The sequence below is a fragment of the Xanthomonas sp. LMG 12461 genome, from assembly GCF_009192935.1.
Taxonomy (GTDB): Bacteria; Pseudomonadota; Gammaproteobacteria; order Xanthomonadales; family Xanthomonadaceae; genus Xanthomonas_A; species Xanthomonas_A sontii.
Window position 1 is genome coordinate 1 of the sequence record NZ_NQYT01000116.1, and the last position, 6,033, is coordinate 6,033.

The window sequence follows — 6,033 nt, forward strand, 5'->3', positions numbered from 1 at the left end:
CGCCTGCAGGCGCTGTTGCAGCCGCGCGACGGTATCGGCCAGACGCGCGTCCTGCACCGGCTTGACCAGATAGTCGAGCGCGCCTTCGGCAAAGGCCTGCACCGCATAGTCGGTGTAGGCGGTGACGAACACCAGATGCGCGCGGCGGCCGATCTGCTGCGCGGCCTGCACGCCGGACAGGCCTGGCATCTGGATGTCGAGCAGGCAGATCTGCGGCGCATGTTCCTCGAACAGGCGCACCGCCTCGCGGCCGTTGCGCGCCTCGGCGACGATCCGCAAGTCGGGCCACAGGTGCGCCAGCTGACACCGCAGGGCTTCGCGCAGCAGCGGTTCGTCGTCGGCGATCAGCGCGGTGGGCGGGATCATCGGGGCGGTACCGTCATCGGCAGGCTGAGATCGGCGCAGGTGCCGTGCGGCAGGCGCGGACGCAACTGCAGCTGCGCCGTATCGCCGAAGCCGAGCGCGAGGCGGTCGCGCAAGGTGCTCAGGCCGGTGCCCAGCCCGCCGCGGCCGTCGCCCTCGCCGGCGCCGCTGTCTTCCACACGCAGATGGCAGCGCTCGCCGCTGCGCCAGGCACGAATGGCGATGCTGCCGCCTTCCTCGGACGGATCGATGCCATGCTTGACCGCGTTCTCGACCAGGGTCAGCACGGCGAGAGTCGGGCAGCGCACTGCCTGCACGGCGTCCTCGGCGTCGATCGTGTAGTGCAGCCGGTCGGGCATGCGCATGTGCATCAGTTCCAGGTAGGCGCGCGCCAGCGCCAGTTCGTCGCCCACCGTGCTGGTGGCCTCGTGCAGGCGCGGCACCGCGGCGTGCAGGTAGGCGGTCAGGCTGCGCATCAGGTCTGCGGCCCGCGGCGACCCGACATCGATCAGCGCCTGCACGTTGGCCAGGGTATTGAACAGAAAATGCGGAGCGACTTGGCGTTGCAACAGCTGCAGGCGCGCATCGAGCGCCTCGCGTTCCAGTTCGCTGCGTTCCAACGCGAACGCCAATGCCTGGTGCCGGGCCAGCGCATCCTTCTGCCGCACCAGGGCGGCCAGCGCCATCCATGGCGCGATCAGCACGCCGACGATGGTCAGCGTGGCGAAGCCGGCCAGCCGATCCGGGTCCTGCCAGAACGGCGGCGCACCGGCGTGGGTGGAGCCCAGGTAGATCAGCAGGGTCGTCGTCGGGATCGCCAGTGCGACGCCGGCCACCTGCAGCGCCCAGCGCGCCAGCCAGGGCGGCAGCCGTTGTGGCCGGCGCTCTAACAGCGTGTAGGCACCCAGCGCAGCCGCTCCCAGCATGAGGCTGCGGACCAGGACCGGCAGGGGACTGTCCCAACTCAGGCTCATCAGCAGGCCGAGCGTGCCGGAGACCAGGAACACCGGCACGATGCGCGCCCAGGTCAGCAGCGCAGGCATGCGCGGCGGTGCGGAGAGCGGGGACGGAGGCGACATGACCGCGAGCATACCGGAGCGCGGGCGTTCGCCGCGGTGGCTGCGCTCAGGCGTGCCGCAGCACCGGCCACCACATCCCCCCCACCGCGGCGAGGGTGCCGACCAGGGTGGCCGCGCTCATGGCGGCGAGTACCGCCGTCGCCAACCACTGCGGGCCGCTGCGGCGGCTGTCGAGTGCGCGCAGATACAGTTCCAGCACCGCCAGCGGCAGCAAGGTCTGCGCGAACGCCAGGGCGGTCAGCGTCGGGCCGACGAAACGGTCAGGATCGAAACCGACCGGCGCGTGGTTGAGGGCCAGCCAGCCCATCAGCCCGATCCGGAAGAACCACACGCCGCTGACGGCCAGGAACAGGCGCAGCGCCCAGCGCCGGTGCGCCGGCCACTGGCCGCGGCGGGCGTGGCGCCAGGCCATGGCCACGCATAGCAGGATCAGCACCGCATTGGCGCTGGTGCCCAGATGCTGCCCCAGGTCGCCAGCGACGCCGCCGCGGATCCAGATCATCGCCAGTCCGCCCAGGCTGAGTACGACGGCGCAGACCAGGTAGATGCGTCCGTTCCAGCGATGCAGGGCGGGACGCCTGCGCCGCAACGCCGGCAGCAACTGCGCTGCGCCGCCGAGTACGATCGCCACGGCCAGGCCCAGGTGCAGCGCCAGTACCGCATTGAACACGGTGTCGCCGGCGACATGGCCGCGCGCCATCACCTGGTTCCAGCGCTCGGGGGTGCCGGCCAGCGCAGTGCGTCCGTAGAAGCCGGCGACATAGGCGGCGAAGGCGAGCTGACCGCCGATGGCGATGCTCATCCACAGCGCTGCGGCACCACGCAGCAGGCGTGTCGCCCAGCCTTGCCCGGCGTGCGGCTGCGCCGGCCCCGCCAGGTGCGGCGCGGCGGGAGCGGGGTGGTGCGGGGTGGAGGCGATCGAGGACATGGCGGCGTGCGCGGCGGTGGCGGTGACACGCAGTGTCGACAGTGCGGCGCTGCCGCGCCTGCGTGATCGGACCGGTGGCGGCCGCGGCGGACGAAGTGCGGTATGTGCCGACGAAACGCACCGCGGCGGATGCAGCGCGGTCCGCATTGCGCAACCCGGGTTGCTATCCTCATGGGCGCTACCGCATTGCCAGGAAGGTCGTTCCGATGCGCACTCCCGTCGCTTCCGTCCCGATCGCGCCCGACCGGGCGCGTGCGCTGTGGCTACATGCGCAGCGCCTGACCACGCCGGCGCCGTTCGGCAGCGGTGCCGAAGCGGTGCGGCAGGCGACCGCGCACCTGGGCTATGTGCAGATCGACACCATCCACGTGATCGCGCGCAGCCACCACCACGTGCTGTACACGCGCATTCCCGAGTACCGCGAACGGGATCTGGAACAGGCGCAGTCGCAGGACAAGTCGCTGTTCGAGTACTGGACCCATGCCTTGGCCTACGTGCCGGTCGCCGACTACCGCATGTACGTGGCGCAGATGGCGCGCCGACGTGCACAGGCCGACGCCAGGGGCACGGTGGATGCGCAGGACTATGCGCGGCTGTTGCGGCGCATCCGCAACGAGGGGCCGTTGTCGATCCGCGACATCGACGACGAGGTGCTGGTCGAGAAGACCCACCCCTGGGGCAGCCGCAAGCCCTCGCGGGCCGCGTTGCAGTACGGTTTCTTCAGTGGCGACCTGGTGATCAGCCAGCGCAGCGGCATGCTCAAGACCTACGAGCTGGCGGCGCGGCATTTCGGCTGGCGGCAGCGACCGCGTGCGGTCAGCGACGCGCAGTACGCGCGTTACCTGCTGCAGCGTGCGCTGCGCGCGCAGGGCATCGTCGGCGTGGAGTCGATCTGCTATGGCGAGACCGCCGCCAAGCCGGCGGTGCGAGCGTTGATCGCCGCAGCAGTGGCGCGCAAGCGCCTGATCCCGTTGCATCTGCAGGGCCAGGAAGGCGTGGCCCTGTGGGCCGAGCCTGAGCTGCTGGACAGTACGCCGCCGCCACCGGATCCGACGCGGGCGCAGTTGCTGTCGCCATTCGATCCGCTGGTGATCCAGCGCAAACGGTTGCAGCAGTTCTTCGGCTACCTCCATCGCTTCGAGGCCTACGTGCCGGCGCCGCAACGGGTGCTGGGCTACTTCGCGTTGCCGGTGCTGGTCGGCGACCGTATCGTCGCCGCGCTCGACCTGAAGATGGACCGTCGCGCCGGCCGCCTGCTGATCCAGCAATGGACCTGGCTGGAACCGCGGCGACCGGCGCTGCAGGCGAGGATCGACGCGGCGTTGCAGCGGTTCGAACGCTTCCATCTGCTGTAGCCGGGTGCTGCCGCCGCAGGGGTATGGCTTGCGGCGGTGCAACTCGCGCCAAGGGCATCCGCGGCGCAGCGCCGGACTTCTAGATGGTGCCGCGCATCCCCGATCGCATGCATAGGCCGGTTGCTGCCTCCTTGCGCTGCCATCGCCGCGAACGCGACGCCCACACGCGGCGGCCAGGGTCACCTCGCGACCACAGGCTGCCGCTTAGGCTCGGGTTTCCCACGTTGCCTGTGCCGCCGCATGTCCGCTGCCCGACACTGTCTCCATGCTGCAATCGACGCCTGCCGCCGCGGCACGCCCGCGGTCCTGGCCGTGGCGATGGCCCGCGAAGGCTCCACCTACGCGCATGCCGGGGCGATGGCCTTGTTCGGCCCCGATGGTGCGCAGCAGGGTTGGCTGAGCGGCGGTTGCCTGGAGCCGGAGATCGCGCGCTGTGCCGCGCAGGCCGCCGTCGCCGGCGTGCCGGTGTGGATGGAGATCGATACGCGCGAGGACGAAGACCTGCTGTCGGGTTCGTCCGCCGGTTGCCGGGGCCGCCTGCACCTGGCCTTGCTGCCGCTGCTCGCCTTGCCGGGCTTCGACGGGCTGGCCCAGGCCTGGCTGCAGGGGCGCGGTGGATTGACCTTGGCGCTGGAGGCCGACGGTCGCATCGCCGCCAGCGTGGCCGAGCAGGCGTTGCGGTGGTGCCTGCCTTGGCACACGCTGTCTGCGGCGCCGCCGCGGGTCGGCGAAGTGCAGGTGCCGCCACCGCCGAGGGTCAGCGTCTTCGGTGCCGGCCCGGAAACCCCCGTGTTGCTGCCGCTGCTGCGTCAATTGGGCTGGATGACGACCCTGGTCGAGCAGCGGCCGCGCTGGTCTGCGTTGGCGGCGCTGGCCGACCGCGCCCTGGCATGCACGCCGACCCGCGCACTTGCCGACTGTGCCGGCAGCGATGCGGCACTGGTGATGCACCACAATTTCGAACTGGATCGTGAAGCGCTGGACGCGCTGGCCAGTAGCGCGATCCCGTTCCTCGGCCTGCTGGGGCCGGTGCGGCGGCGCGAGGACCTGTTCCGTTTGCTGAGCCCGACGCAACGCGCGCAGTTGTCGCCGCGCCTGCATTCGCCGATCGGGCTGCGCCTGGGAGGCAATGGCGCAGAAGCGATCGCGCTGAGCATCGCCGCGCAGTTGCAGGCCAGCCGGGCGGCGCCGCCGCGGCTGAGTGCGGTCGCGCAGGCGAGCGACAGGCCGCGGCGATCGCACCGCGATGCGCTGACGGCAGCGCCGCGATTGCTGGCCGAGGGTGCCAGGTGATGGCGCAGGCGCACGCGGCGCTGATCCTGGCCGCGGGTGGCAGCCGCCGCCTCGGCCGTCCCAAGCAGACGCTGACCAGCGACGGCGAGCCGCTGCTGCGCAAGGTCGTGCGCCTGGCGCTGTCCACGGCGCCGGCGCGTTGCGTGGTGGTGCTGGGTGCGCAGGCCGAGGCGCTGCGCCCGTTGCTGCAGGGATTGCCGGTGGAATGCGTGCGCAATCCGGACTGGTCCACCGGCATGGGCGGCAGCCTGGACTGCCTGCGTGCGGCGGTAGGCGACGATGCCGCGATCACCCACAGCCTGGTGCTCGGTTGCGACCAGCCGGCGTTGGCAGCGGCGCATCTGCAGGATCTGCTGGCGGCGGCCTCACGGGCGGTGTCCGGTTGCGCGGTGAGCGCCTACGCCGGCGTGCGTGGCATGCCCGCGGTGGTGGCGCAGCAGCGCTGGCGCTCGCTGCCATTGGGCGGCGACCAGGGCTTGCGCACGCTGTTCGCGACGCTGGCACCGGATAGCCTCGGTTGCATCGTCGCGCCGGCGTTGGCGCTGGACCTGGACACGCCGAAGGATGTACAGGCGGCGGTGGCGAAAGGGTGGCTGGATCCGTAGCGGTCGCCGCAGGGCGCGACGTAGCGATGGTTCCTGCAGGACTTGCTGCGGGATGCGATAGATGCAGCGAAGGCTTCCGTCAGACAACGGTCGACGTTGGATGGCGTCCTACTTTGCTCTTTGCAACGGAATGCCACCTCTGATGACTACGGAAGCGATGTCGCAGATACCGTCTTGCCCCCTAGCAGGCAAGGCCCCTTTTCGGGTCGAACGCCGTGCCCGATTTGAGAACCCCGTAGGCCAGGTGCAGCAGCTTGCGCATGGCGGCGCACACGATCTGCTTGCCGGTTTTGCCGCGTTCGCTCAGCCGCTGTTTCAGCGCCCGGATGATCGGGTTGTGGGTCATGGCCACCACGGCTGGCATGAACACGCCTGCGCGCAATCGGGGCCATCCGTGCAGCGCGAGTCTA

6 protein-coding genes and 1 pseudogene are annotated in these 6,033 nt (G+C 70.8%); 3 read left to right on the forward strand and 4 right to left on the reverse strand.

The window, feature by feature from the left end:
- The 3 genes from CEK68_RS20695 to CEK68_RS20705 form a co-directional block, all read right to left on the reverse strand.
- A partial coding sequence (locus CEK68_RS20695) for a response regulator (protein WP_152240515.1) occupies positions 1-366 on the reverse strand: 366 nt, incomplete at its 3' end.
- Entirely contained in the window at positions 363-1,442 is a 1,080-nt protein-coding gene (locus CEK68_RS20700) for a histidine kinase (RefSeq protein WP_226977998.1), read from the reverse strand. The genes CEK68_RS20700 and CEK68_RS20695, both read right to left, overlap by 4 nt.
- 46 nt (positions 1,443-1,488) lie before the next feature.
- The gene (locus CEK68_RS20705) at positions 1,489-2,370 is read right to left on the reverse strand and encodes a DUF2306 domain-containing protein (protein ID WP_152240517.1); all 882 of its coding nucleotides are present in this window, start codon (positions 2,368-2,370) and stop codon (positions 1,489-1,491) included.
- Between the two features lie 206 nt (positions 2,371-2,576).
- On the opposite strand from CEK68_RS20705, the gene CEK68_RS20710 reads away from it, so the two are divergent.
- The 3 genes from CEK68_RS20710 (at position 2,577) to CEK68_RS20720 (ending at position 5,623) form a co-directional block, all read left to right on the forward strand.
- Positions 2,577-3,725: a crosslink repair DNA glycosylase YcaQ family protein gene (locus CEK68_RS20710; protein WP_152240518.1), complete on the forward strand. Its 1,149-nt coding sequence runs from the start codon at positions 2,577-2,579 to the stop codon at positions 3,723-3,725.
- Positions 3,726-3,965: 240 nt separating this feature from the next.
- Positions 3,966-5,018 carry an XdhC/CoxI family protein gene (locus CEK68_RS20715; protein ID WP_152240519.1) on the forward strand — a complete coding sequence of 351 codons (1,053 nt, stop codon included), beginning with the start codon at positions 3,966-3,968 and terminating at the stop codon, positions 5,016-5,018.
- The gene (locus CEK68_RS20720; RefSeq protein ID WP_152240520.1) at positions 5,018-5,623 is read left to right on the forward strand and encodes a nucleotidyltransferase family protein; all 606 of its coding nucleotides are present in this window, start codon (positions 5,018-5,020) and stop codon (positions 5,621-5,623) included. Before CEK68_RS20715 ends, CEK68_RS20720 begins: the two co-directional genes overlap by 1 nt.
- 181 nt (positions 5,624-5,804) lie before the next feature.
- On the opposite strand, the pseudogene CEK68_RS20725 reads toward CEK68_RS20720, so the two are convergent.
- Positions 5,805-6,033: pseudogene (locus tag CEK68_RS20725) on the reverse strand (IS110 family transposase); the annotation flags it as partial.

Excerpts from the sequence above, each read along its gene's own strand:
- CEK68_RS20700 (WP_226977998.1), bottom strand. The coding sequence starts at position 1,442 with ATGTCGCCTCCGTCCCCGCTCTCCGCACCGCCGCGCATGCCTGCGCTG.
- CEK68_RS20715 (WP_152240519.1), top strand. The coding sequence starts at position 3,966 with ATGTCCGCTGCCCGACACTGTCTCCATGCTGCAATCGACGCCTGCCGC.
- CEK68_RS20720 (WP_152240520.1), top strand. The coding sequence starts at position 5,018 with ATGGCGCAGGCGCACGCGGCGCTGATCCTGGCCGCGGGTGGCAGCCGC.
- CEK68_RS20710 (WP_152240518.1), top strand. The coding sequence starts at position 2,577 with ATGCGCACTCCCGTCGCTTCCGTCCCGATCGCGCCCGACCGGGCGCGT.
- CEK68_RS20705 (WP_152240517.1), bottom strand. The coding sequence starts at position 2,370 with ATGTCCTCGATCGCCTCCACCCCGCACCACCCCGCTCCCGCCGCGCCG.